At 42.4% G+C, this 23,621-nt stretch carries 20 protein-coding genes; 15 read left to right on the top strand and 5 right to left on the bottom strand.

Translation table 11 applies throughout. From position 1 onward, the window contains the following. Positions 1–273, bottom strand: a complete 273-nt coding sequence (locus AEQ18_RS04310; protein ID WP_054115135.1) for a hypothetical protein — start codon at positions 271–273, stop codon at positions 1–3. Positions 274–453: 180 nt separating this feature from the next. Between AEQ18_RS04310 and metG the strand changes: the two genes are divergently transcribed. From metG to AEQ18_RS04260, 10 genes are all read left to right on the top strand, one after another. Next, positions 454–2,460, top strand: a complete 2,007-nt coding sequence (gene metG, locus AEQ18_RS04305) for a methionine--tRNA ligase (RefSeq protein WP_054115134.1) — start codon at positions 454–456, stop codon at positions 2,458–2,460. Between the two features lie 250 nt (positions 2,461–2,710). Further along, positions 2,711–5,389, top strand: coding sequence for a cation-translocating P-type ATPase (locus AEQ18_RS04300; RefSeq protein WP_054115133.1), 2,679 nt, complete (start codon positions 2,711–2,713; stop codon positions 5,387–5,389). 171 nt (positions 5,390–5,560) lie between these two features. After that, the gene (locus AEQ18_RS04295) at positions 5,561–5,989 is read left to right on the top strand and encodes a hypothetical protein (RefSeq protein ID WP_054115132.1); all 429 of its coding nucleotides are present in this window, start codon (positions 5,561–5,563) and stop codon (positions 5,987–5,989) included. Positions 5,990–6,522: 533 nt separating this feature from the next. Then, positions 6,523–8,028 (top strand): ribosomal protection-like ABC-F family protein, encoded by a 1,506-nt coding sequence (abc-f, locus tag AEQ18_RS04290; RefSeq protein WP_054115131.1) that lies wholly within the window; start codon positions 6,523–6,525, stop codon positions 8,026–8,028. 445 nt (positions 8,029–8,473) lie between these two features. Next, a complete protein-coding gene (locus AEQ18_RS04285) occupies positions 8,474–9,547 on the top strand; it encodes an ABC transporter ATP-binding protein (protein ID WP_054115312.1) in 1,074 nt (357 codons plus the stop codon). Further along, entirely contained in the window at positions 9,547–10,428 is an 882-nt protein-coding gene (locus tag AEQ18_RS04280) for a carbohydrate ABC transporter permease (protein WP_054115130.1), read from the top strand. The genes AEQ18_RS04285 and AEQ18_RS04280 overlap by 1 nt, the downstream gene beginning before the upstream one ends. 3 nt (positions 10,429–10,431) lie before the next feature. Next, the gene (locus AEQ18_RS04275) at positions 10,432–11,250 is read left to right on the top strand and encodes a carbohydrate ABC transporter permease (protein WP_054115129.1); all 819 of its coding nucleotides are present in this window, start codon (positions 10,432–10,434) and stop codon (positions 11,248–11,250) included. Next, positions 11,234–12,523: an MBL fold metallo-hydrolase gene (locus AEQ18_RS04270; protein WP_054115128.1), complete on the top strand. Its 1,290-nt coding sequence runs from the start codon at positions 11,234–11,236 to the stop codon at positions 12,521–12,523. Before AEQ18_RS04275 ends, AEQ18_RS04270 begins: the two co-directional genes overlap by 17 nt. 23 nt (positions 12,524–12,546) lie before the next feature. Continuing rightward, on the top strand, positions 12,547–13,824 hold the full coding sequence (locus AEQ18_RS04265; RefSeq protein WP_054115127.1) for an ABC transporter substrate-binding protein: 1,278 nt from the start codon (positions 12,547–12,549) through the stop codon (positions 13,822–13,824). A gap of 138 nt (positions 13,825–13,962) precedes the next feature. Continuing rightward, complete coding sequence (locus AEQ18_RS04260; protein ID WP_054115126.1) at positions 13,963–15,510, top strand: bifunctional metallophosphatase/5'-nucleotidase; 1,548 nt, start codon at positions 13,963–13,965, stop codon at positions 15,508–15,510. A 48-nt stretch (positions 15,511–15,558) separates the two neighbouring features. Here AEQ18_RS04260 and AEQ18_RS15735 read toward each other — a convergent pair whose 3' ends face one another. The 3 genes from AEQ18_RS15735 to AEQ18_RS04250 are packed head-to-tail and all read right to left on the bottom strand — an operon-like array spanning position 15,559 to position 17,145. Further along, positions 15,559–15,720 (bottom strand): hypothetical protein, encoded by a 162-nt coding sequence (locus AEQ18_RS15735; protein ID WP_162838220.1) that lies wholly within the window; start codon positions 15,718–15,720, stop codon positions 15,559–15,561. Between the two features lie 32 nt (positions 15,721–15,752). Then, positions 15,753–16,103, bottom strand: a complete 351-nt coding sequence (locus tag AEQ18_RS04255) for a hypothetical protein (RefSeq protein ID WP_054115125.1) — start codon at positions 16,101–16,103, stop codon at positions 15,753–15,755. Between the two features lie 19 nt (positions 16,104–16,122). Further along, the gene (locus AEQ18_RS04250; RefSeq protein ID WP_054115124.1) at positions 16,123–17,145 is read right to left on the bottom strand and encodes a lactonase family protein; all 1,023 of its coding nucleotides are present in this window, start codon (positions 17,143–17,145) and stop codon (positions 16,123–16,125) included. 119 nt (positions 17,146–17,264) lie between these two features. On the opposite strand from AEQ18_RS04250, the gene AEQ18_RS04245 reads away from it, so the two are divergent. Next, a complete protein-coding gene (locus tag AEQ18_RS04245) occupies positions 17,265–17,618 on the top strand; it encodes a PTS glucitol/sorbitol transporter subunit IIA (protein ID WP_054115123.1) in 354 nt (117 codons plus the stop codon). A gap of 14 nt (positions 17,619–17,632) precedes the next feature. Then, entirely contained in the window at positions 17,633–18,796 is a 1,164-nt protein-coding gene (locus AEQ18_RS04240) for an AI-2E family transporter (protein WP_054115122.1), read from the top strand. An 80-nt stretch (positions 18,797–18,876) separates the two neighbouring features. On the opposite strand, the gene AEQ18_RS04235 is transcribed toward AEQ18_RS04240, so the two are convergent. Then, positions 18,877–19,737 (bottom strand): MurR/RpiR family transcriptional regulator, encoded by an 861-nt coding sequence (locus AEQ18_RS04235; RefSeq protein ID WP_054115121.1) that lies wholly within the window; start codon positions 19,735–19,737, stop codon positions 18,877–18,879. 216 nt (positions 19,738–19,953) lie between these two features. On the opposite strand from AEQ18_RS04235, the gene rpsO reads away from it, so the two are divergent. The 3 genes from rpsO to AEQ18_RS04220 all read left to right on the top strand — a co-directional run bounded on the left by rpsO (position 19,954) and on the right by AEQ18_RS04220 (position 23,529). Beyond that, positions 19,954–20,223 carry a 30S ribosomal protein S15 gene (gene rpsO / locus AEQ18_RS04230; protein ID WP_054115120.1) on the top strand — a complete coding sequence of 90 codons (270 nt, stop codon included), beginning with the start codon at positions 19,954–19,956 and terminating at the stop codon, positions 20,221–20,223. 215 nt (positions 20,224–20,438) lie between these two features. Next, positions 20,439–22,556, top strand: coding sequence for a polyribonucleotide nucleotidyltransferase (gene pnp, locus AEQ18_RS04225; RefSeq protein WP_054115119.1), 2,118 nt, complete (start codon positions 20,439–20,441; stop codon positions 22,554–22,556). Positions 22,557–22,752: 196 nt separating this feature from the next. Further along, a complete protein-coding gene (locus AEQ18_RS04220) occupies positions 22,753–23,529 on the top strand; it encodes a DeoR/GlpR family DNA-binding transcription regulator (protein WP_235505482.1) in 777 nt (258 codons plus the stop codon). Positions 23,530–23,621 lie beyond the last annotated feature (92 nt).

The following is a 23,621-nucleotide window of genomic DNA, read 5'->3' as shown; positions in this document are numbered from 1 at the left end:
TTATTGAAACAAATACGGACAGACCAAATTGACAAAAAAGAGGGCGATATACAGCCAAGTTAATTTTTGCTGATCATGCAATGCACGGTAGCCGCAATAAGCGAACCAAGCCAGAAGCATGATGCGCAGTACAGTCACAATCGCAGCAAATGCCGATGCGTGGCCTTGGCCATTGAAGTAGGCATAAGCATACAGATAATAACTTGAACCAATCAGATGAATGACTGTCAGTAAGATAGACAGCCAAAAAAATCGTTTGTTAGATTTTGACATAAGCGTTCCTTTCAACAGGTGATTTATCTCTATTATAACAAATATCGACCCTGTTTTTCAAAGTGAGGAAATCGGCTGCTTAGACAGCTTCATTCCGAACAAAAAAAGAAAAAACTAGCGAAGAATTATGGTATACTACCTTAGTATACACTTTATTCGACAGAAGGAGGACACCTGTCCATGGCTGAAAAAGAAACATTTTATATCACGACGCCAATCTATTATCCAAGCGGTAAATTACATATCGGAAACTCATATACAACCATTGCCTGTGATGCAGTGGCGCGTTACAAACGCTTGATGGGATTTGATGTGTTTTATTTGACCGGTGTCGATGAACACGGTCAAAAAATCGAGAAAAAAGCAGAAGAGTTAGGCGTAGACCCTCAAGAATACGTAGATAAAATGGCAGCAGATGTCAAAAAGTTATGGAAAACACTGGATATCAGTTATGACAAGTTTATCCGTACCACGGATGATTATCATAAAAAATCCGTGCAAAAGATTTTCCAACAACTCCTTGATCAAGGGGATATCTATTTAGGCGAGTATGAGGGCTGGTATTCTGTATCAGACGAAGAATATTTTACTGAAACCCAATTAGCTGAAGTTTTCCGTGATGAAGCAGGTCATGTCATCGGCGGGAAAGCACCAAGCGGGCATGAAGTCGAGTTGGTCAAAGAATCATCTTATTTCTTCCGCATGAGCAAGTATGCTGATCGTTTGGTGCAATACTATGATGAACACCCAGAGTTTATTCAACCTGAATCTCGCAAGAATGAAATGTTGAATAACTTTATCAAACCAGGGTTAGAAGATTTAGCCGTTTCTCGGACGACGTTCAAATGGGGCATTCCTGTCACTGCTAGTCCGGAACATGTGGTTTATGTATGGATCGATGCGTTGTCCAACTACATCACTGCTTTAGGCTATGGCACAGAAGATGATTCGTTGTTCCAAAAATTTTGGCCTGCAGATGTCCACATGGTTGGGAAAGAAATCGTCCGTTTCCACACGATTTATTGGCCAATCATGCTAATGGCATTGGATTTGCCATTACCAAAGAAAATCTTTGGCCATGGCTGGTTGATGATGAAAGATGGCAAAATGTCGAAATCTAAAGGCAATGTCGTGTATCCAGAAATGCTGGTTGAGCGCTACAGCTTGGATGCATTACGCTATTATTTATTGCGGGCAGTACCGTTCGGCAGCGACGGTGTCTTCACGCCAGAAGACTTTGTTTCTCGCTTGAACTATGACCTAGCCAACGATCTAGGCAATTTGCTGAATCGAACAGTTGCGATGATCAATAAATACTGTGACGGTTTGGTACCAGACTATGCCTCTAAAGTAACACCTTTTGACAGTGAGTTGTCCACAACAGCTGCCAATGTCGTGGGGCGTTACCATGAAGCGATGGAAAAAATGGAATTCAGTACGGCATTGTCTGAAGTATGGACACTGATTTCAAGAGCCAATAAATACATTGATGAAACACAGCCTTGGGTCTTAGCCAAGGAAGAAGAACGCAAAGCAGAATTGAACAGTGTGATGGTGCATTTAGCTGAAAGCTTGAGAATCGTTGCCATTTTGCTGCAACCAGTGATGACGGAAACACCGGGCAATATTTTCAGTCAATTAGGATTAGCTGTTGAAGCTATGGACTTGAAAGATTTGCGTTTTGGTGAATTCCCAAGCGGCACCAAAGTCGTTGCCAAAGGCACACCGATTTTCCCTCGTTTGGAGTTGGAAACAGAGATCGCCTATATTCAAAAGAAGATGGCTGAAGGTACGCAAGGACCAGAAGAAACGGTGAAATGGAATCCGGAAGAAACCAATGTGCAATCGGATAAAGAAGAAATCAAATATGAAGATTTTGACAAAATCGAATTGAAGGTAGCAGAAGTCATTGATTGTCAAAAAGTCAAAGGTGCAGACAAATTATTGCAATTCCGTCTCGCTGCTGGCGATGATCAAGACCGTCAAATTTTATCAGGCGTGGCTGAGTTTTACCCAGACCCGCAAGTCTTGATTGGCAAGAAAGTCGTGATCGTTGCGAACCTGAAACCGCGAAAAATGCGCGGACAAGTCAGTCAAGGGATGATTTTGTCAGCAGAAGATACAGAAGGCCGCTTAGAAATCGTGGATGCGCCTAAAGGCATGCCAAATGGTGCCATCATCGCTTAAAACTTTTGATGGCTTATCCTAGCGCTTTGGATTGCAACGAAAGAAAACTTTTTGTATAATGAGTGTTATTGATATGATCATGAGGGAGTAACTGGCGGTTTTTCAATCCGCGGCAACATCACCATCCTGAAAGCAATTTCTGGTGTTGCCTTAAATAGTGAGACTTATGTATGTGTTCCAGTGCATACATAAGTCTATTTTTTTTCATTTCATGTACAATAAAGGAAGGTAATACAAGGGAGGAAATAGGATGTCGGAAGAAAACAAAAAAGAACAATTGGCGCAGGCTTTCTATGCGCAAGATACCGCAAGTGTGTTGCAAGAATTGCAATCAGATACCAATGGACTCACAAACGATGAGGCCAAGAAACGCTTGGCTGAATACGGTCCCAACGAACTTGAAGAAGGCAAGAAAAAATCAATGCTCCAAAAATTCTTTGAACAATTCAAAGACTTGATGATCATTGTCTTGTTGGCCGCAGCGATCATCTCAGCTGCCGTTTCGCATGAATTTGTTGATTCGATCATTATTTTAGCTGTTGTCATTATCAATGCGATCATGGGTGTCGTTCAAGAAGCCAAGGCTGAACAAGCGATCGAAGCATTGCGGGAAATGTCGACACCAAATGCCAATATTTTACGTAATGGCCACACTGTGACGGTCAAAAGTGATGAGTTGGTTCCCGGCGATATCGTTTTATTAGAAGCTGGCGATGTCGTTCCCGCAGATTTACGTTTATTAGAAGCAAGTTCCCTAAAGATCGAAGAAGCTGCACTGACAGGTGAATCGGTCCCTGTTGAAAAAGAACTGACAGTGATCGAGGGCAACGACATCGGGATCGGTGATCGGGTCAATATGGCTTATTCAAACAGCAATGTGACCTATGGCCGAGGAAAAGGCGTCGTTGTCAATACAGGGATGGGCACTGAAGTAGGTAAGATTGCCGGCATGCTGGCTAGCGCCCAAGAAACGGAAACACCGCTCAAACGTAATTTGAATGAATTAGGCAAATTTTTAACGATTGCGATCATCGTGATTGCAGTGATCATGTTCTTTGTCGGCACGATCTTTAATAACACTTCATGGGTTGACATGTTGCTGACATCCATCTCATTAGCTGTGGCGGCGATTCCAGAAGGACTGCCTGCCATTGTAACGATCATTTTGGCATTAGGCACGCAAGTGATGGCCAAACGCAATGCGGTTATCCGCAAGTTGCCAGCTGTTGAAACATTAGGCGCGACAGATATTATTGCATCAGATAAAACGGGTACGCTAACATTGAATCAAATGACCGTTGAAAAATTGTATGTCAACAATCATCAACATGCTGCGACCGAAGACATTCCGTTGGACAACATGGCGTTGAAAGTCATGAACTTTGCCAATGACACCAAATTCGGTGAAGAAGGCAATTTGATTGGTGACCCAACTGAAACTGCCCTTGTGCAATTTGGGATGGATCAAGGGTTCCACGTCCGTGATTTGGTTGACCAAGAACCACGTGTGGCCGATCTGCCTTTTGATTCTGATCGAAAATTGATGAGTACGATCCATCAACAAGAAGATGGCCGCTATCTTGTAGCTGTGAAAGGTGCACCAGATGTGCTGCTAGGCCGCACGGCAAAAGTGTTATTGGATGGACAAGAAGTACCAATGGATGATCAGCAAAAACAAGCCATTTTGACCAATAATACCGATATGGCTAAACAAGCGTTGCGGGTGCTAGGTATGGCCTATAAATATGTTGCTGCCATACCAGAAAACCTCGAATCAGAAATCGTTGAAAATGATTTGGTCTTTGCCGGTTTAGTCGGCATGATCGATCCAGAACGGGCAGAAGCGGCGGACGCTGTCAAAGTCGCCAAAGAAGCCGGTATCCGGCCAATCATGATCACCGGGGACCACCGAGATACTGCAGAAGCGATCGCCGGTCGTCTAGGGATCATTACACCAGGTGACGACGATGCTGTATTGACTGGGGCTGAACTGAACAAAATGAGCGAAGCTGAATTCGCACAAAAAGTGACGCAGTATTCTGTTTACGCGCGGGTATCTCCGGAACATAAAGTACGAATCGTTAAAGCATGGCAGCAAGAAGGCAAAGTAGTTGCCATGACTGGGGATGGTGTCAATGATGCCCCAGCATTGAAACAAGCCGATATCGGTGTTGGGATGGGGATCACAGGGACAGAAGTATCTAAGGGCGCCTCTGATATGGTCCTAGCAGATGACAACTTTGCCACCATCGTTGTGGCTGTTGAAGAAGGCCGCAAAGTTTTCTCGAATATCCAAAAATCGATCCAATATTTATTGGCTGCTAACTTAGGGGAAGTCTTGACTTTATTTCTTGCCACGCTATGGGGATGGGATACGTTGCTGCCGATCCATTTGCTTTGGATCAACTTAGTGACGGATACCTTCCCAGCCATCGCTTTAGGGATGGAACCTGCCGAAAAAGACTTGATGAAACATGCGCCCCGCGGTCGTAGTTCAAACTTCTTCTCCGGTGGTGTCATGAGTAGTATTATCTATCAAGGGATCTTAGAAGCAGCAACGGTGCTCTTTGTCTATTGGTCTGCCATCCAATGGCCGGTCCACATAAACTATACTGACATTCATGCAGATGCATTAACGATGGCCTTTGCGACATTAGGTTTGATGCAATTGTTCCACGCATTTAACGTAAAATCCGTCTATCAATCATTGTTTACGGTGGGACCTTTCAAGAACAAAGCCTTTAACTGGGCGATTGTATTGTCCTTTGCCTTGATGATGGTCATCATTGTGGTACCAGGATTGAATGACATTTTCCGTGTCGCTCATTTAGACCTGTATCAATGGGGCATCGTGTTGGGTGCATCTTTTGCGATCATTCCGATCGTAGAGATCGTGAAGGCAGTGCAGCGCGCAATGGGGCGCAAATAAGCAGTCCCTTAGCGCCAACGATCATTCGATAAAGTGCTGTAAAAGCATTGAACCACCACTTCATAAACCAAGCAACGCGGTTTATGAAGTGGTGGTTTTTCTTCACCCTTTCTATTTCCCGCTAGAAACGGTAAAATAGATAGTATCAACAAAAGAAAGTAGGAATCTATTGTGCGACCAAATTTAGGCTATTATGTCCAAACGATCAATGATTTAGTGAAAGAAACCGAAACAATCGGGGAAAGTATGCATCCCAACTATGAAGAAATCCGTCAAGCAATCGACGAAAAAAAGACAGCTGACCTTTCTCAAGAACGTTTAGCAGAGATTGCTGAAACATTCAAAGAAGGCACAGACAAGTACCGAGTAATGCTGAAAAAAATCAGTCAATTACGACCACCAGCAAATGTGATGGGCATCCACAAAAAATTTGAACGGTCCTACATGAGTTACGTGGCAGGCTGTGATGAAATGATTCTCAGTATTGCTGATGGCGTAGACCAAGAAGCATTCGATGCTGCAGAACAAAAGCAAGACCAAGCGACAGATGATATTTCCTTTGCGATTCAACGTATGACAGCACTATTGTTAAAAAAATGATAAATAAAAACGCTTAAACAAGAGTTATTTAATTTAACTGTTATGTTATTCACATGATTAAATGTTAAATCGGCGCTATAATAAAGCCACAACCAACAACCTTTTTATTTTTCATTTTACTCCTTTTGCCACCGGGACTAACCAACCTGATGGTTTTTTTGTATTCTTAAGTGTTTTTTTATATACTTTTAAATGCGTATTTAACGAATCTTTGTGAAAAAAGTGCTTTCGTTTTTTTCCCAACGTCCTATTGGCAGACGTTTCGGCGGAAGAAATGAAAAATGTTTGCTTTTGTTGAATCAGGCATGCTATACTGTTGGCAATTATAAACGAAGTGAGGGATCTTCCATTGAAAAAGTAACCAATTTGTTGAAAGCTGCATAAGACTGGAACCACCAAGGGGACAGTCTGCAGATTTTCAGAATTGGCAACTTTTTTCTGGAAGGTCTTTTTGTGTCCTTTTCTTTTGCTGATTTTCTGAAAATACCTATAGGCTCCCGTCTATTCAGTGAATAGACACGAGGTGATAAATAATGGGCACAATCAGTATCAAACAATTAACCTTTGGCTTTGACAGTCAAGAACAGCTGTTGTTCGATCATACCAATTTAACAATCGATACGCATTGGAAGCTAGGCCTTTTGGGTCGAAATGGTCGGGGGAAAACTACTTTGTTGCGGTTGCTGCAAAATCAGCTGCCTTACAGTGGGACGATCACGCATGGCCAAACGTTCGTCTATTTTCCGATGGCGATCAATGATCCGCAACAGTTGACGTACCATGTTTTGCAAGAATTAGGTGATGTGGCGTTGTGGCGCTTAGAAAAAGAATTAAACTTGTTGCAGATAGCACCCGACGTATTGTGGCGCCCCTTCTATACATTATCCGGAGGGGAGCAGACGAAAGTACGTTTAGCACGGCTGTTTGTCGATGAGGAAAACTTCCCGCTGATCGATGAACCAACGAATCATCTTGATATCACTAGTCGTGGTCATGTAGCCAGTTATTTGCAGCAAAAAACCGGCTTTATCGTAGTGAGCCATGATCGTCAATTCATTGATGATGTCGTTGATCACGTGCTAGCCATCGAAAAAAGTCAGCTGGTGCTGTATAAAGGCAATTACACAACCTATGATACCCAAAAACAGCAGAAAGACAGTTATGAGCAAGAACAAAATGCAAAGTTAAAAAAAGAAATCACCCGCTTGCAGCAAACTGCCGCAGAAAAAGCAGAATGGTCACGGGGACGAGAACGTGACAAATTGGGTTCTCCTACTAAAAAAGGCAGTGGGGGTATCTTTGATACAGGGGCAATCGGCGCCCGGGCCGCGCGCACCATGAAACGATCAAAAGCTATTGCTAAACGAATGGATGAGCAGATCCAAGACAAGTCGGCTTTGCTAAAAGATATTGAGTACATCGATCCGCTAAATATGTATCCTTTGAACAGCCATCACGATGTATTGCTGCAAGCAGAAAACTTCGTATTAAGCTATGACCATCCGTTGTTTCAACCCTTGACTTTTTCGATACAACAGCAAGACATTTTTGGGATCCAAGGGGCGAATGGCTCAGGCAAATCTAGTTTGATCCAAGCGCTATTTAGTACCTTCACAGGCGCAATGTCTGGTGATATCCAATTGGCACATCAAATCAAAGTCAGTACTGTTAGGCAAAATTATGAAGACAATCGAGGCACATTGGCCGCATTTGCTGAAATGCAAGGCATTGCCTATCAAGATCTGCTGAGTAATCTAAAAAAATTAGGCTTAGAACGGACGGTATTTCAAACCCCGATTGAAAAAATGAGTATGGGACAACGCAAACGTGTGGAGTTAGCGAAGTCGTTGGCGACGCCAGCCGATCTCTTTATTTGGGATGAACCGCTGAACTATTTAGATGTCTTTAACCAACAGCAATTGATCGAAGTGATCACAACGGCACAACCTACGATGCTGCTCATTGAACACGACCGTTATTTTCTTGATCAAATTGCAACAAAACAAATCAAGCTGATAAAACCCAAGGCAAACGACTGAGTGGTTTTTTAGAACGAACGTTATTTGACGTCGTTCTATTTTTTTGTTATTTTTACGCTCCTGATTGAGCGTGATAAACAAATAAGAATAATGAGAGCTGCAAGTGACGTTGAGAGCGTTTTATCTGTATGGATAAAAAAAGGGCTATTTTTCGCTTTATTTTTATGTGAATGCAAAAATAAATGAAGAAATGATAAGATAGGAAGCGATATTATGGGTGCCGAAAAAGATAGACTCATTTAAAATTAAAAATTCTTTCATAATTCCCTATGGTTTTTACAAAACATTTACAATAATAGTATCGAATGAAAATAATCGTTTGTTATCATTAAAATCGAATTTCTTTGCATGTTTGACAAGACATCAGGCGTTCGTGCTTTTTTTATGGCCTGATATGTTAGCCGACTGGATTGGGAATGAGAAAAAGAAAACGGAGGGGCAGTTTTTGATAGAAGTAGTGGGGTTGAAGAAGGTCTTTGATAATAAATTTGAAGCGTTGAAAGCAGTCGATTTTACCATTGAAAAAGGAGATCTAGTTTGTTTGTTGGGCCCTAGCGGTTGCGGTAAATCAACCATCTTGAATTTGATTGCTGGTTTGCTGCATCCAACGGGAGGCGACATCCGCTTTAATGGCAGTTCTGTAGTCAAAACAGAGCCCAAAGACCGCAATATCGGGTTTGTATTTCAAAACTATGCGCTATATCCGCATATGACGGTCTTAGAAAATGTGATGTTTCCTCTTACCGTGGGAGAAAAGAAAATCAAAAAGGCGGAAGCCAAGCAGATTGCTGAAACATACATGCGTTTGACCAACATTGAAGAGTTAAGTCAGAAAAAGCCGGGAACATTATCTGGTGGTCAACAGCAACGGGTAGCGATCACGCGGGCATTGGTCCAAAATCCTGAGGTTCTCTTATTGGATGAGCCTTTAAGTAATTTGGATGCTCGACTACGGTTGAAAATTAGAGAAGAGATTCGGCGGTTGGTCAAAGAAGTTGGGATCACAACGATTTTTGTGACCCATGATCAAGAAGAGGCATTGTCCATCAGTGACAAGATCATTTTGATGAATGAAGGCGTGATCCAGCAAAATGATGATCCGCAAAACTTATACTTAGAGCCGAATAATCAATTTGTGGCCAAATTTATCGGTAATCCGATCATCAATATGCTGCCAGTGACAATCAAAGAGGGGCAAATGACGCATCCAGTATTTACGATCCCTCTTGATCGCTTTACAGATATTCGTTTTAAGAAACCTGTGCCAGACGGACAATATACGTTGGGCATCCGACCAGAAGATGTATTGACCACGACACAAGATGCCTTGTTTACGACGCAGATCAAGAGTGTAGAATTGATTGGCCGCGAACGGATCTTGAACTTTGACCTAGCAGATAAACATGTGAAGTCGATCGTCAGTATTGAAGAAATCATCGAAGAAGGTGCAGAGGTGGCGTTTGATTTTCAGTATAAGAAAGCCTTCATTTTTGATGACAAGGGGGAGCGGGTCTACTAATGTTTAAAAAAAATTATAACCCCGAAAATCAACCCAAAGCCTGGCTGTTCTTGCTGCCTTCATTGGTCATCATCTTTTTGTTCAGTGTCTATCCGTTGTTTCGTTCGTTGATCATGAGTTTTCAAAAAGGAACGCTGATCAACCAACGTTATGCTGGGATCGAAAACTATCAAAAAGTCTTGACCGATCCAGTTTTCTTTAAAGGATTGCGGAATACTGCACTTTTTGCTTTCACGGTGGTACCGATTGCCTTGATTTTGTCTTTGGCGATTGCCTGGATCATCTTTGAAAAAGTCAAACATAAAAGTTTCTTTGAGACGATTTTCTTTATGCCTTATGTCACCAGTACGATCGCGATCGGGATCGTCTTTCGCTATTTTTTCAATGGTTCCTACGGGATTATCAATTACTTGTTGAGCCTGGTGGGCATCGCGCCAGTCAATTGGCTGGATAACGTCAATATGAGTATGACGACACTGATCATTTTCGGGGTTTGGACGAGTTTGGCCTTCAATATCATCATTTTATTGGCAGGGATGCGCAATATTGATCAAGAGCATTACAAGATCGCAAAGATGTTTGGTGCCAATAACTGGGAAATCTTTCGCAGGATCACGTTTCCGCAATTGATCCCAACTTTTGCTTTCTTATTGACAGTCAACATTATTGCTGCATTCAAAGTGTATACCCAAGTATATGCATTGTTCGGTGGACAACCAGGAATTGCGAAGAGTGCGACAACAGCTGTCTATTACATCTACGATAAGTTTCATATCGCAGGTCGGCCAGGAATAGCCATGGCGGCAACGGTCATCTTATTTGTGATCATTTTGCTGGTCACTTTTGTCCAAAACAAAATCTTGAAGAAAGTCGGTGAGTAACAGATGAAAAAAATCGTGACCTGCCTCTCACTGTTATTTTTGGGTCTGTTGGCGATCATTACTGTCTTCCCATTTATTTATATGATTTTGGCAGGATTGATGACATACAGCGAAGCGACAAGCATTCCGCCGACGATTGTTCCAGCATCCTTTCAATGGGGAAATTATGCTGAGGTCTTTACGAAAGCACCATTTTTGCGTTACTTCATCAACACAGTGTTCGTTTCTGCGGTCACAACGATTGCAACACTGATCACGGCGGTCCTCGCCGCTTTTGCGTTGACGAGTCTAGAATTCAAATGCAAAGGCCTAGTCATCGCTTTGATGATCTCATTGCTGATGGTCCCTTATGAATCGATTATTTTCACCAATTACAATACGATTGCCAGAATGGGCTTGCTCAATACTTATAGCGCCTTGATCATTCCATTTTTGACCAGTATATTCTATATCTATTATCTGAACGGCTATCTTAAGAGTATTTCCAATACGTTCTATAAAGCTGCCAAAATCGATGGTGCCAGTGATCTGGCATATATCCGCCGGATCTTGATCCCAATGTCAAAACCAGCATTGGTCACAGTGGGGATCTTGACCTTCATTTCCAGTTGGAATTCATTTTTATGGCCGCTGCTTGTGACAAACGAGAAAAAATACCGATTATTGAACAATGGATTGGCTGCATTCACGACAGAAAGCGGCAGTGATGTCCATTTACAAATGGCTGCTGCCACACTGACGGTCATTCCGATTTTGATCATTTATTTGATCTTTAGAAAAGAAATTATCAAAGGAGTGGCAAAAGATGGTATCAAAGGATAAAACCAGTATTACATTTCACAGCGGCATCATGACGATAGGCGGTACAGTGATCGAAGTGGCATATAAAGATGCCCATATCTTTTTCGATTTTGGGACGGAATATCATCCTGAAACGCCATTGCCCAATGAAGAACTGAAGACCCTGGTCGATCATCGTTGGGTACCACAGCTGAAGAATGTCTACGATCCGCGATTGACCTATCAGTACCAAGGAGAAGAAAGCAAGACATACCGTGAAACAGCTGTCTTCTTATCTCATGCACATCTCGATCATTCAAAAATGATCAATTATCTTGATCCGGCGATTCCTTTGTATACATTGAAGGAAACCAAAGCGATTTTGGAAGTACTGAACCGCAAAGGGGACTTTTTGTTGCCGGTTCCTCATGAAGCCCCTCATTTTGTTCGGGAGATGATTGGCTTAGCCCCTCACGATGTGATTCGGGTAGGCGATATCGAAGTGGAGATCGTCCCTGTCGATCATGATGCCTTTGGGGCCGCTGCGCTATTGATTCGTACACCAGATCATTTTATTGCGTATACCGGAGATCTGCGTTTGCACGGGAATCATCCGGAACGCAGTCAGGATTTTTGTCAATTGGCGAAAGGCACGGACTTGTTGATGATGGAAGGCGTCAGTATCAGTTTTCCTGAGCGGATACCTGATCCAGCAACGATCGCCGTTGAAAGCGAAGCGGCACTTGTCCAAGCCTTTGTGGAATTGGTACAGGAAAATCCCCATAGACAGATCACCTTCAATGGTTATCCAGCCAATGTCGAACGGTTTTTGGCATTGGTAGAAGCGTCACCACGGAAGGTAGTATTGGAAGCACAGCAAGCGGCACTGCTGAAAGAAATATTTGACAAAGATGTTCTGTATTATAGTATCGATGGTCAGGTGCCAGACCTTTTGGCACCGGAACACGCGGTTTCTTATCAGGCATTATGTGCGGATACCACACAATATGTGTGGCAAGCGGTGGCACATTTTGAAGATCTACAAACGGGTGGATTATATATCCATAGTGACGCCCAGCCTCTAGGCGACTTTGATCCTGCTTATCAAACATTTTTGGATCAATTGGCGGCACTGGATATTGCATTTGTTCGTTTGCCTAACTCGGGCCATGCAACACCAGCAGATTTGGATCAAATCATTGCATGGATCGAGCCTAAATGTTTGGTTCCTATCCATACGTTGCGACCAGAAAAATTGGTCAATCCGTTTGGTGAAAGAATACTGCCGCAACGCGGTGAGAAAATCATTTTATAAGAAGGAATAGGGGAGAGAAGAAAATGACAACAAAGAAATGGGTATTTGCAGCAGCTGCTGCCGCAACATTGGTATTAGGGGCGTGTGGCAACAATGATTCTTCAGCTGGAAACGATGAAGAAATCGCAACGGAAATCACAGAAGAAACCACCGTCACTTTTTGGCATGCGATGAATGGTGCGCAAGAAGAATCATTAACTAAGTTGACTGATGCATTCATGGCGGACAATCCAAATATCAAAGTTGAACTGCAAAATCAATCGCAATATTCAGATCTGCAAGCCAAAATCAATTCAACTTTACCATCTCCTAAAGATTTGCCAACCATAACACAAGCCTATCCAGGATGGTTATGGAATGCCGCACAAGATGAGATGCTGGTAGATCTAGGGGAATATATCGACAATGATACGATTGGTTGGGGGGACCAAGAAGAGATTCGCTCTTCTTTATTAGAAGGGGCACAAATCGAAGGCGTTCAATACGGGATTCCTTTCAATAAATCAACAGAAATGCTCTTTTATAATGCGGATATGCTAGAAGAATACGGGGTTGAGGTACCAACAACGCTAGATGAATTAAAAGCTGCTTCGCAAACGATTTATGAAAAATCAGATGGGAAAGTCGTAGGTGCGGGATTTGATTCATTGAATAACTATTATTCAATCGGCATGCAAAATCAAGGTGTCGATTTTGACAAAGATTTGCAATTAGACAGCGATGAATCAAAAGAAGTGATCAATTATTATGCAGAAGGGGTCAAAGATGGCTATTTCCGCATTGCTGGTTCTGATCAATACTTGTCTGGTCCATTCGCTAACGAACAAGTGGCGATGTTCATTGGTTCGATTGCTGGTGAAGGCTATGTCAAGAAAGATACTGAAGGCAAGTTTGAATACGGTGTTTCTGCTCGTCCAGAAGCCATTAATCTGCAACAAGGTACGGATCTATACATGTTCAATAGTGCATCTGCTGAAGAACGGACTGCTGCGTTTGAATATATGAAATTCTTGACCTCTCCTGCGTCACAATTGGAGTGGGCAGTCGCTACCGGATACATGCCTGTTGTAGAATCTGTCTTAGAAAGTGATGACTACACCAACAATCCTGATACAAAAGTCGCTGCTGAATTGGCCTCAGCAACCAAAGAATTATTCTCTTTGCCAGTGGTTGAAAACAGCGACTCAGCGTACACTGAAATCCGCGCGATCATGGAAAATATTTTGTCAAATACCGACAAAGATGTCGATCAATTGATTGAAGAAGCGAAACCACAATTGGAAGATGTGTGGAATCAATAAGACGTCGTACGTTCTTTAAGGTATAATAAGCTTAAACGCTTTGATGAAACGATGACAAAAGGATTTGTGTCATAAGGTGTTGCGATACCTAGACACAGATCCTTTTGTGTACATAGCTGAATAGAGGAGAATAGTTATATGAAAATCACGTTCTTAGAAACAAGCGATATGCATGGTTATGTCGCACCTACCAACTTTTCTGACGACCAGGAGCAAGGGTTCGGTACCGCAAAAGTCGCTGCCAAAATGAAACAGCTGAAAGCAGAAGCAAACGGCCCGGTGATCACCATTGAAAATGGCGACTTTATCCAAGGTTCGCCGTTGAGTTATTATATTGCGAAAAGCCAGCATCCTGTCGCTGCATTGACAGCGCCCGTCAACCAACTTGGGGTAGATGCCCATGTGTTAGGCAATCATGAATTCAACTATGGATTAGATTACTTGAAAGAAGCCATCAGCAGTTACCAGAGTCCAGTGCTGGCGGCCAATATCGTCAACGATACCGGCGAGCCGTTTTTCGGACAAGCGTATACGATCATTGAAAAAGAAGGCGTAAAGATCGCTGTTTTGGGCTTGGTGACACAATATATTCCTCACTGGGAACAACCAGCAACGATCAAAGGGATGACCTTTCAATCAATCGTGGATACGGCAAAAGTGTATGTCCCGAAATTAAGAGAATTAGCTGATATTGTCGTCATAAGCTATCATGGGGGATTTGAGAAAGACTTGACGACAGGAGAACCGACAGAGTTGTTGACAGGAGAGAATGAAGGCTATCAATTGCTCCATGAAGTTTCAGGCATCGACGCGCTATTCACTGGCCATCAGCACCGTGAAATTGCAGGTGTGGTCAATGGTGTACCTGTTGTTCAGCCAGGATTTCGAGGAAGCTTCATCGGGAAAATCGAATTGACTGTAAACACAGATGAAGGGCATGTCCGAGTAGTGGAACGTGAGGCAGCATTGGTGCCGGTGGCTGATGCAGCACCCGATGAAGCGACGTTGGCCTTATTGGCGCCCATCAATGAGGAGCTGAATACATGGTTAGACCAACCTTTAGGTCAAGTGCAAGGCGATATGCGGATTACAGATCCAATGGGTGCCAGGATCAAAGAGCATCCTTATATCGAGTTTATCAATCAAGTACAAATGGCTGCTAGCGGAGCGAAGATTTCAGGTACTGCGCTGTTCAACAATGAAGGAAAAGGTTTTGGCAGCACGATCACGATGCGTGATGTCATCACCAATTATATTTATCCGAATACATTGGCCGTTGTCCAAGTGACTGGGGCAGAATTGAAGGCGGCATTGGAACAAACGGCGAACTATTTAGTGAGTGAAGGAGGGCAAATCATTTTCAATCCGGCATTCATCGATCCTAAACCGCAATATTACAATTATGATATGTACGAAGGCATCGAGTATACCATCGATCTACGGCAACCAACTGGACACCGGATCACTTCGCTCGCATTCGAAGGCGCAGCGATTGGCATGGAACAGCCTCTTGATATCGTGATCAATCAATACCGAGCAGTCGGTGGGGGCAATTATGATATGTTCTCTGCAGATAAAATCATTCGAGAGATCCAAGTAGATATGACCGAACTGATTGCTGATTATTTGAAGGCACATCCTATGATCGAAGCAGCAACCAATCAAAATTTCACCGTGATCGCCTAAAAAAAGGCACCTGAGAAGTGAAGACTTCTTAGGTGCCTTTTCGCTGATTTAGTTCTCTACATTCCGGACATAATCATCGAAATACTTGATCAAATCCGCTTTGACTTGCTGATAATCTGCTTCTGTATATTCTTTGTCTGCTAATTTTGCTTCAAAGAATGGCATTTCCAATTCTTCTCGCAATCGATCTAATACGTCTTCTCGATTCATGGGCTCACCTTTTCATGTTTGATTTGCTTCCATCATAGCAAATTAAATGAGGCTGTCAATGCTTCATAGGCTGAAGCTGTTTGGGTCAACCGATTTTTTAAAGAAACAAAATCATCGTCATCATGAAAAAGAACTTGTTTCAATTCAAAATAATAAATTTCGAACGCATCAAAGAAGGCTTCGACTTCAGGTGTTTGCAGTTCTTTGAAGGTGTCACAGCGAATATACGCTTTCTCTGCGATTGCATAGGCTTCAGCTGTTGTCAGTAAAACCAGCGACTCATTATAGCGCCGACTGGTGACCAATTCATATGTTGATTGGGATTTATTGTAAATATTTGAGAAATCTTTTAGTACAAGTTCCTTTGGTGTTTTTTCAAACATGGGGGAGTCCTCCAGAGAGTTATTTTTCGAATAATACACAGACGCATTCAGGTGTATAAATGTCTTTTTCCAACAAGGTCAAGACACCAGTGTCTGTATCACGGCGGTATAAAGTCAAGTTATCAGAATTTTGATTGGCATTGACTAGGTAGCCGTTGCTTGGATCTAAATCAAAGTCCCGCGGGAAGTCGCCTTCAGTCGAAATCGATTGAACAAAAGTCAGTGCGGCACCATCTGCTGCAACTTCAAAGACAACGATTGAATTATGACCGCGGTTAGAGCTGTAAACAAAGCGTCCGTCAGTTGAAATACGTACGGCAGCACCACTATTGAAATCAGTGAAATCAGTAGGGATCGTTGGGACTTTTTGGATCGCTTCAAAGCTGCCATCTGCTTCGTTGTAACGCAGGACAGTCAATGAACTATCCAATTCACCAACAAGGTATGCATATTGATTGTTGGGGTGGAAAACCAAATGGCGTGGACCAGTACCATCTTCTGCCACATAGACTGAAACTTCGGTCAATTTGCCTTCTGCGGATACATCGTAGGTGTAGACACGGTCTGTTCCTAAATCACAGACAGCCAAACGTTGATCTGGCGTTAAGTCTGTATAATGGACATGCGGTTTGTCTTGGTTTTCATGGGAGCCAACGGGTTCGTCATGGTAAATGCTGTCAGTGGCTTCGATACTGCCGTCTGCCAAAATTTTATACACATTGACTTCTCCTTTATGGTAATTGGCGCCATAGAGCAATTGACGACTTTCGTCTACAGCTACATAACATAAAGGCGCGCCTTCTTCAGTGGCTGTGTTCAATAGTGTGAAATCATGGGTATATGCTGCAGCCCCGCCTTTACCATCGACTTCAGTTACGGAATAAACCGCTTCTTTTTTACTGCGTGCCAAATACGTAGGGCTGGTTTCTTCTGCCCGTAAGGTTAAATCAGATAAAGTTTCTTTCTCTGTATCTAAAGCGATCGAATAAATCCCTTTACTTTCGCGACGCGTATACGTACCTAAATAAATCGTTTGCAACATAAATAACCTCCTAATATTTTCATTTCTTTTTAATTCTACCATACTATGCGGATTTCGGCGGTAAGAAAAACTCTTTATGTTATAATAATCATGGAAGAATTGAAAGGGGAGTTTGTCTTATGAAACAAGGAACCATCAAAGAAATCGGGCCGCAAGCCATCGATGAAAAAGAGAAAATGCTGATTTTCTTCGGTGAAGAAGCTGGTGGTGCACTAAAAGAATATTCAGTGATTCAATCTTTGCCTGATTCCCAAGCGTTGATTGTCAAAAAAGACGATCAAATTCTTTTTGGAGATCAAGCCTATAGTGTACAATATGTAGGAGCTGTTGCGAACCAAATTTTGCAAACGATCCAACACGTCACGTTTGTTTTCGGTGAAGTACCAGCAGAAAATCAATTGTCTAGTGCAATCTATTTAACACCAGCAGTAGTGCCGAGCTTGGCAGTTGATATGAAAGTGACCTACAAATAGGGGGCCGTCTATTCATGAAAGAAACAAATAAGAAGCCATATTCTTGGTTTTGGAAATGGTTTTTGAACAATCAAGCAGTGACCAGTCTATTGGTCATTCTTTTGGTTTTGCTGATTTTGTTTATGTTTACCAAAGTATCATATTTATTCGAACCTTTTTGGCAATTTTTGGCCATTGTCGGATTGCCAATTATCTTGGCAGGGATTTTGTACTATTTGATGAATCCGACGGTTGATTATCTAGAGCGTAAGGGAGTCAAACGTATTTATAGTATATTTGGCTTGTTTATTCTGGTGGTTGGTTTGATCGTTTGGGGTGTTGTCGTGATCATTCCGAAGATCCAAGAACAGTCTTTAAGTTTTGCTGATAATCTGCCAGGTTATTTAACGATCATTGAAAATAAAGTCAATGAGATTTTGTCAGATCCGATCTTTTCACAAGTGCAAGACCAAATCGAAGCGTCCAATGAAAAGCTGATTACATCAATGACGGATTTGATTCAAAACTTATCGAAAAGCACGATCCAGAATTTAGGGAGTTTCTTCGGTGCCGTGGCAACGATCGTGTTGGCAGTGATCACAATGCCCTTCATCTTATTCTATTTGTTGAAAGATGGTCGGCAGTTGGCGCCTTATTTTGTAAAATTCTTACCAACGAAGATGCGCCAGCCTTCACTTGTCGTGTTAAAAGAGATGAATGATCAAGTGTCGTCTTACATCCGTGGTCAACTGACAGTGGCGTTTGCCGTAGCGATCATGTTTATGATCGGTTTTAGCTTGATTGGTTTGGATTATGCGATCACTTTAGGTATCGCAGCCGGCTTTTTGAACTTGATTCCTTATCTCGGTTCATTTTTGGCCATGGTGCCAGCGGTTTTCTTAGGCATTGTTGGCGGGCCGATCTTGCTGGTAAAAGTCTTGATCGTCTTTGTGATCGAGCAGACGATCGAAGGCCGCTTTATCTCGCCACTTGTCTTAGGGAATGAATTGTCGATCCATCCTGTAACGATTCTATTGGTATTGTTGACCTCTGGTAAGCTGTTTGGGCTGGTGGGCGTCATTTTAGGGATCCCTGTTTATGCAGCTGCAAAGGTGATCATCACCCATGTCTTTGAATGGTATAAGGAAGTATCTAATTTGTATGAAGAGGATACAACGAGTGAAGTCAAGCAAGAATAGCAAGCAATACTGCAACATACAAAAAAACTTGTTGTCATCTGACAACAAGTTTTTTTGATTGACGATCTGGAAAAGCGAGCTTACAAGTATTTCGTTCTAAAATCAGCGATTGCTTGCCGCGACTCATAAATATTGCGGGCCAAACGTTCATTTTTACTTAAAAAAACATAGAAAAGGACATCCACCGCCAATAAATGGGCAATGATCGAATTGGTGGCAGCACTGCGGCGATTGGCCTCTTTGGCTCGAGAAACTTGAAGAGGCACATCTGCTAGTTTCGACAAAGGATTATTGCCAAAGCGGGTCAGAGAGATAATAGGGATTTTTTTGCCCACGGCGAACTCAGCCAAATGGACCATTTCGGGGGTATGTCCACTATTGGAAATCACCCATAACACACTTTTTTTCTCGTATTTTACAAGTTGCGGCAGTAGCAGATTATAGTCGTTCTCGAAAATCACGATTTTGCCTAAGCGTGTCCATTTTTGCTGGATATCCTGGGCAATCAATGACGAAGCACCGATCCCGCAGACAAAGATTCTTTCACGGGCAGCCAACAAATCGGTCGCTGCTACCATGAGGGATTCATCTAATAAATTGGCTGTTTCAGTCAAAGTGACCTGGGCATTATGGCTTAATTTAGAGGTGATCGCTTGGAAAGGCTCGTTTAATTCAACATCTGCGTAACCCAATTTCTCGTGGGGATTTTGGCGCAGACCAGTTTCGGCAGATAATTGTATTTTCAAATCAGTCAGACTGGCAAAACCAGTTTTCTTGGCAAAACGTACCACGGTAGGGGCACTGATCCCGGTCGCCTCAGCCAATTGGCTGGCAGTCATGGAAGGCACCTTTTCAGGATTTTCTTCCATAAAGACAAAGAGTTTCTTTTCAGAGAGGGACAGTTCGTTTTTCATGCTCTCGATTCGGGAAAGAACACTCATTCTTTCACATCCTTTACATCAATATCTAAAAACAGTATAACATAAGATTTGTATGAGCTTTCACTATTCGCAAAAAGAATCAGGTCATTAACTTGCTTTTTTACCTAGAATAAAGTAAAGTAGTAACGTGCGAAATGCACGTGTCCTGTTACTTGGTTCAACGAATCACCAACGTTTTACTCAGTCGCAGGGGAAAAAGAAGAAGAGGTGAAAAACATGGCAATTTCAAAAGAACGCAAAAACGAACTAATCAACCAATTTGCACGTCATGAAGGAGATACTGGTTCTCCAGAAGTTCAAATCGCTGTCTTAACAGAAGACATCAACCAATTGAACGAACATGCACGTATGCACAAAAAAGACCACCATTCATATCGTGGTTTAATGAAAAAAGTTGGACATCGTCGTAACTTGTTGGCGTACCTACGTAAAAAAGACGTACAACGTTACCGCGAATTGATTCAAGCTTTAGGATTACGTCGTTAATCAAAATGAAGAAAAGTGAGGTTCAACCCGAATCTCACTTTTTTTGCTATGAATCATCGCTTTTGAGTTGGTGAATCAAAAGGGGTGGCCAAAAATAATCATGCTGGATCCTAGTGAGCAGTATCCTACTAACCAAATGAAAGCAGCGGATGAGGATGCCGATTTTTTCATTTGTTTAGTAGTGACTTACTTGGAACAGCCCAAAGGAGCAGAACATGACAGAAAAACAAGTATTCAAAACAACTTGGGGCGGACGCCCATTAGAAGTTGAAATCGGACAAATGGCCAAACAAGCCAATGGCGCTGTTTTGGTTCGTTATGGTGATACAGTCGTTTTAAGTGCTGCTGTAGCTTCTAAAGAAGCAAAAGACACAGACTTTTTCCCATTAACCATCAACTATGAAGAAAAAATGTACGCAGTAGGGAAAGTTCCTGGCGGCTTTATCAAACGAGAAGGACGCCCAAGTACAGCAGCTACATTGACTGCGCGTTTGATCGACCGTCCAATCCGTCCGATGTTTGCTGATGGCTTCAGAAATGAAGTTCAAGTCACGAATATCGTGATGAGTGTTGAACAAGATTGCACCCCAGCAATGGCTGCAATGTTTGGTTCATCTTTGGCATTGTCTATTTCTGATATTCCATTCGACGGCCCAATCGCAGGTGTCGATGTTGGTCGTGTCAATGGCGAATACGTCTTGAACCCAACGGTGGAACAAGCAGAACAAACCGACATCGAGTTGACAGTTGCTGGAACCAAACAAGCCATCAATATGGTTGAATCTGGTGCCAAAGAAGTCTCTGAAGAAGATATGCTCGGCGCATTGCTTTTTGGTTTTGATGCCATCAAAGAATTGGTTGCTTTCCAAGAAGAAATCGTTGCTGCAGTCGGCAAACCAAAAATGGAAGTCAAATTATTGCAAGTGGATGCTGATCTGAAAAAAGAAATTTTCGATCGCTATTACCAAACAATGAAAACTGCGGTGATGACTGAAGAGAAATTGGCACGTGAAGATGAAATCGACCAAGTCAAAGATACAGTCAAAGAAGTTTACGCAGAAAAATTTGCTGGACATGAAGAAGAAGCACAATTCTTAAAAGAAGTGAAACAGATTGCGGAAGATCTTGAAAAAGATGTCGTACGTGAATTGATCACGATCGACAAAATTCGTCCTGATGGCCGAAAATTAGATGAAATCCGTTCATTGGCTTCAGAAGTTGGTTTATTGCCGCGCGTCCATGGTTCAGGCTTGTTCACACGGGGACAAACACAAGCATTATCTGCTTGTACATTGGCACCTTTAGGGGAGCATCAAATCATCGACGGATTAGGTGTCGAAGAATCAAAACGTTTCATCCATCATTACAATTTCCCACAATTTTCAGTAGGGTCAACTGGCCGTGCCGGATCACCTGGTCGTCGTGAAATTGGTCATGGTGCGTTAGGTGAACGTGCCTTAGCGCAAGTGATTCCTGATGAAACTGTCTTTCCTTACACAATTCGTTTGGTTGCAGAAGTTTTAGAATCAAATGGTTCTTCTTCTCAAGCAAGTATTTGTGCCGGTACGTTGGCATTGATGGATGCTGGTGTGCCAATCAAAGCGCCAGTAGCTGGTATCGCTATGGGTCTGGTTTCTGATGGTGAAAACTATACGATCTTAACGGATATCCAAGGCTTAGAGGACCACTTAGGGGACATGGACTTTAAAGTTGCGGGAACCAAAGATGGGATCACTGCTTTGCAAATGGATATCAAGATCCAAGGGATCACAGAACAAATCTTGACCGAAGCGTTAACACAAGCCAAAAAAGCCCGTATGGAAATCTTAAATGAATTGACTTCAACCCTAGCTGCACCACGTGAAGAGTTAAGTCAATATGCACCGAAGATCGAAATGATTCAAATCGAACCAGCGAAAATCAAAGATGTGATCGGCAAAGGCGGCGATACCATCAACGGCATTATTGAAGAAACTGGTGTTAAAATCGATATTGATCAAGACGGGAAAGTATCGATCGCTTCTGCTGATGCAGAAATGATCAAGAAAGCCATCAAGATCATTGAAGAATTGACCAAAGAAGTCAAAGTTGGCGAAGTCTATCTTGGTAAAGTTGTACGCGTTGAAAAATTTGGCGCATTTGTCAACTTGATCAAAGGCAAAGACGGCTTAGTCCATATCTCACAATTGGCCAATGAACGGGTCAATAAAGTCGAAGATGTGGTCAAAGAAGGCGATGAAATCTTAGTTAAAGTCACTGAGATCGACAAACAAGGCCGCGTCAATCTTTCAAGAAAAGCGCTATTGAATGAAGAAAAAACAGAACAAAAATAAAAGATAAGCGTACGTCGTTTTTCAATACAACAAAGAAACAAAGTCGAATTTGATTCGGCTTTGTTTTTTTTTGTGATTTTTGATTAAAAGGTTCTATATTTTTGAATGGTAGCGCTAGGTATGGACAGATTTATTCTTTGCGTTACGTGATAAAATAAGAGATAATTCAAAATATTCGCTATGAAGGGAGCCTATGATGAAAGCGAGTCAAGGGAGTGTCTACCGTCGTCGAGAAGCAATGATCCAGTATATTGAAAGAAGGGGACAAGCAACTGTTCATGAGTTAGCAGTCTTATTTCATGTGTCGTTGGTGACGATACGCAGGGACTTATTGTTTTTAGAAAAAAAACGATTGATTGAGCGATACTATGGGGGTGTGCGTATCAACAAAATCCCCCAACCATATCACCATCAAGAACAGTCATCTTCAATAGAAACAGCTGGATTGATCCAATTTTGCCAATCGTTCGTGCAAAGGAAACAAACGGTTTTTGTCGGTGCCAGCAAGCATTCAACTGCTTTGATCGAGGCATTGGTTCAATTGGCTATCACCATCATCACAAACGATTATCAGGCGTTGTCTATCGCACAAAGGGAGGACCCCGGTATGATTTATTTATGTGGTGGCGAGTTAGAAGCTGGAACAAATGCTTTGGTCGGAGATATTGCGACATGGACTTTTTCAAAATTTGATGCGGATCTATGCTTTTTGGAAGTAGTTGGGATAAATGAACATGAAATCACTAGCCGTTCTTTGGCAGAGTCGTTTGTTTACCGGACGATGCTCCATCATACGAAAGGAAAAAAAATCATTTATACAGACGGAAAACATTTGGGGCAGGTGCCGGGATTTATGATAGACAGAACGTTCTCAATGGACCATATGCTCGTACCTGGAGAAGTACCTGCACATCTTCATACGTACTTTACACAGGCCGGTGTGGTCATCGACTCGCTAGCCGCATCAAAATAAATCATCAAGTCAAGCAACCGTTCATAAAAAAAGATTCATGAACGGTTACAGGAGATGTCTTGAAATTAGCTTGGCAAAAGATTAATCTAAGG

This window comes from Enterococcus sp. RIT-PI-f, from assembly GCF_001297065.1.
Taxonomy (GTDB): domain Bacteria; phylum Bacillota; class Bacilli; order Lactobacillales; family Enterococcaceae; genus Enterococcus_D.
Note: the sequence above shows the minus strand (reverse complement) of the source record. Positions and strands in the feature narration are given on the sequence as shown.

What these genes read in the sequence shown, in the direction of transcription:
- AEQ18_RS04270 (WP_054115128.1), top strand. Translation starts at nt 11,234, where the DNA reads ATGGTATCAAAGGATAAAACCAGTATTACATTTCACAGCGGCATCATG.
- pnp (WP_054115119.1), top strand. Translation starts at nt 20,439, where the DNA reads ATGACAGAAAAACAAGTATTCAAAACAACTTGGGGCGGACGCCCATTA.
- AEQ18_RS04235 (WP_054115121.1), bottom strand. Translation starts at nt 19,737, where the DNA reads ATGAGTGTTCTTTCCCGAATCGAGAGCATGAAAAACGAACTGTCCCTC.
- AEQ18_RS15735 (WP_162838220.1), bottom strand. Translation starts at nt 15,720, where the DNA reads ATGAATCGAGAAGACGTATTAGATCGATTGCGAGAAGAATTGGAAATG.
- AEQ18_RS04240 (WP_054115122.1), top strand. Translation starts at nt 17,633, where the DNA reads ATGAAAGAAACAAATAAGAAGCCATATTCTTGGTTTTGGAAATGGTTT.
- metG (WP_054115134.1), top strand. Translation starts at nt 454, where the DNA reads ATGGCTGAAAAAGAAACATTTTATATCACGACGCCAATCTATTATCCA.
- AEQ18_RS04220 (WP_235505482.1), top strand. Translation starts at nt 22,753, where the DNA reads ATGAAAGCGAGTCAAGGGAGTGTCTACCGTCGTCGAGAAGCAATGATC.
- AEQ18_RS04260 (WP_054115126.1), top strand. Translation starts at nt 13,963, where the DNA reads ATGAAAATCACGTTCTTAGAAACAAGCGATATGCATGGTTATGTCGCA.
- AEQ18_RS04265 (WP_054115127.1), top strand. Translation starts at nt 12,547, where the DNA reads ATGACAACAAAGAAATGGGTATTTGCAGCAGCTGCTGCCGCAACATTG.
- AEQ18_RS04300 (WP_054115133.1), top strand. Translation starts at nt 2,711, where the DNA reads ATGTCGGAAGAAAACAAAAAAGAACAATTGGCGCAGGCTTTCTATGCG.
- AEQ18_RS04250 (WP_054115124.1), bottom strand. Translation starts at nt 17,145, where the DNA reads ATGTTGCAAACGATTTATTTAGGTACGTATACGCGTCGCGAAAGTAAA.
- rpsO (WP_054115120.1), top strand. Translation starts at nt 19,954, where the DNA reads ATGGCAATTTCAAAAGAACGCAAAAACGAACTAATCAACCAATTTGCA.
- AEQ18_RS04255 (WP_054115125.1), bottom strand. Translation starts at nt 16,103, where the DNA reads ATGTTTGAAAAAACACCAAAGGAACTTGTACTAAAAGATTTCTCAAAT.
- AEQ18_RS04245 (WP_054115123.1), top strand. Translation starts at nt 17,265, where the DNA reads ATGAAACAAGGAACCATCAAAGAAATCGGGCCGCAAGCCATCGATGAA.
- AEQ18_RS04310 (WP_054115135.1), bottom strand. Translation starts at nt 273, where the DNA reads ATGTCAAAATCTAACAAACGATTTTTTTGGCTGTCTATCTTACTGACA.
- AEQ18_RS04275 (WP_054115129.1), top strand. Translation starts at nt 10,432, where the DNA reads ATGAAAAAAATCGTGACCTGCCTCTCACTGTTATTTTTGGGTCTGTTG.
- abc-f (WP_054115131.1), top strand. Translation starts at nt 6,523, where the DNA reads ATGGGCACAATCAGTATCAAACAATTAACCTTTGGCTTTGACAGTCAA.
- AEQ18_RS04280 (WP_054115130.1), top strand. Translation starts at nt 9,547, where the DNA reads ATGTTTAAAAAAAATTATAACCCCGAAAATCAACCCAAAGCCTGGCTG.